Origin of the sequence: Micromonospora mangrovicola (genome assembly GCF_047200535.1) — a bacterium.
In the GTDB taxonomy this organism is placed as follows: domain Bacteria; phylum Actinomycetota; class Actinomycetes; order Mycobacteriales; family Micromonosporaceae; genus Micromonospora.
The window spans coordinates 1-2,362 of the sequence record NZ_JBJZOG010000215.1; the positions used below are offsets into that span (position 1 = coordinate 1).

The 2,362-nt window shown below is 66.1% G+C and carries 1 protein-coding gene; it reads right to left on the reverse strand.

Translation table 11 applies throughout. The features are described 5' to 3' along the window. Nucleotides 1–267: 267 nt before the first annotated feature. Entirely contained in the window at nt 268–1,698 is a 1,431-nt protein-coding gene (gene ltrA / locus ACL02O_RS34050; protein WP_412822292.1) for a group II intron reverse transcriptase/maturase, read from the reverse strand. Between the last annotated feature and the right edge of the window lie 664 nt (nt 1,699–2,362).

The following is a 2,362-nucleotide window of genomic DNA, read 5'->3' on the forward strand; positions in this document are numbered from 1 at the left end:
GGGCGGGTCTTGGCGGCGTAGTAGGTCGACGGTGCGATCTGTGCCGGCGTATCTTCGAGCGCCTGCAGGACCGGCTGGACACCGTGTTCGGCCTTCTGAGAGTCGACGAAGTCGACCTTCATCGCGACGGACGGTCCGTGAAGTCGGCCCGCAGCGCAGTTCCGATGTTGGTCGGTCTGTTTCTGCGGGCCGCTTCCCGAACCCGGCGTGCACCTTTCAATGCACCGGGCTCTCCACAAGCCCCGATAGTGCTGGTGGTGTTCCTCGTCAGGCGGTCGGCCAGGGCGACGGGATGATCGAGCCGCGGTAGCGATACCGGGTCGTGCCCAGCTTCTCCGGGTCGAACAGTTCCCGCTGCCCGCGCGGCCACCAACCACCGCCGCAATACTGACGGCGCAGTTCCTTCCAGGTGGCCCGGCGGTGTTTACGCCGCAGCCATCGCCATACCGTCTGCCACAGGTAGTGGCTGAGGTAGGCGAAAGTCGCAGACGACACTCCGGGCCGGAAGTAGGCGCACCAGCCGCGAACTGCCTGGTTGAGCCGACGGATCAGCTCGTCCAGCGGTTGGCTCACCTCGACCTGCCGGCACAACGTCTTGACCTTGGCCATCACCGCTTTCAACGACTTCTTGGCCGGATAGGTATAGATGAAGTACCGGTTGGTCCCCCTCTTGCGATGACGCTGGATGCGCCACCCGAGGAAGTCCAGTCCCTTATCGATGTGGGTGACCAGAGTCTTGTCCGGCGACAGGCGCAAACCCATCGTCGACAACACCCCGGCGATCTCGTCCCGCAAGCCCACGGCGTCGGACTGGCTGCCCCTGATCATCAGGCACCAGTCGTCGGCATACCGGACCAACTTGAAGTTCGGCAGACCGCGCCGCAACCGCCCAGCCCTCTCGCCCGGGCTGGAGCCCGGACCCCCGGGCCGCCCAGCGATGTGCTCGTCCAGCACCGCCAGGGCGAGGTTGCTCAGCAGCGGGGACAGGATCGACCCTTGCGGGGTTCCGGCGTTGGTCTCCCGAAGCTGCCGATCCTCACCGAGGATCCCGGCTTTCAGGAACGCCTTCACCAGGTCCAGGACGCGCTTGTCGATGATCCGGCCACGCACCTGGCCCATCAGGGCGGTGTGGTCGATCTCGTCGAAGCAGGCCTTGATGTCGCCTTCCACGATCCACTCGTACCTGCGTGGATTCGTGGCCAGGTAACGGATCTCGGCCACCGCGTCATGAGCTCGGCGCCCCGGACGGAACCCATAAGAACATGGGAGAAAATCCGCCTCGAAGATCGGCTCCAACACTAGCTTCAAGGATGCCTGGACCACCCGGTCGGTGATCGTGGCGATCCCTAACCGGCGCAGCTTGCCGCCGGGCTTCGGGATCATCCTTTCCCGCACCGGCAGCGGCCGGAAACTGCGGTCCTTCAGCGAGGCCCGCAGCTCGCCGAGGAACTCCTCGACGCCGACACGCAGCACGACCGACAGCGCGGTCCGGCCGTCCACTCCAGCGGTCTTGGCACCCTTGTTGCTCCGCACTCGATCCCACGCCACCAACAGGAACGCGGGATCGGTGACAAGGTTGAACAGGTCGTTGAACTGGCGATGAGGATCATCGCGAGCCCAACGGTGCAGCTTGGTCTGGATCTCCAGTACCCGATCCTCAGCCCGCAACAGGGCCAACTCCGGATCGTCGGTGTTCACCGGCGACAACATCCCTCCTGGCATTCCAGCATCCGCCCTGCCTGACTTGCTGGCCCCCTTCGCCCTGTGTCCGGCTCTCCCGGACCCCGGCGGCGGGTCGTGACGCCCGCGACTACTACGAGGCCTCCGCCCCGACCGGTCACCCATCAGTGGCAACACACCTGCCCAGCCCCGCCCTGGAAGGACGGAAGCCCGGCGAACGCCGGTCGGTTCCCACGTTCACCACATGATCGATCAGCCAGGGAGGTGCCCAGCTCTACTCCGGCAGCATCGCCACGGCTACGCCGCAGGCTTTCACCATGGCCTCCCCACCGCCGGAGCTAAACGGCTTCGGAGTCCACCCCGGCGGCCGAAGCCCTCGGGGTCGTGCGCTGCTCACCGGCCCGTATCCACCAGATTGGAGCCGGCTTCGCTGTTACGGAGCGTCAGACACTGGTTCACTCGCGTTACACCTTCTGGCCTCGCCTCGACGAACCCGCACCGTCTGGCAGTCCCGGCACGTCCCGCCTTTGTCAGGGCCGCTTGCCACCTTCCCCGCCATTGCGCAGGTCAGGCTGCCCTCGGGCTTCGACCGGGCCGCTGCGACGGCCCGGCGGGAAGGTCTCTCACCCTCCTCGATCAATCAGCGCTACGTGGCGCACAGCTCCGCCGCGAAGAAACTCGC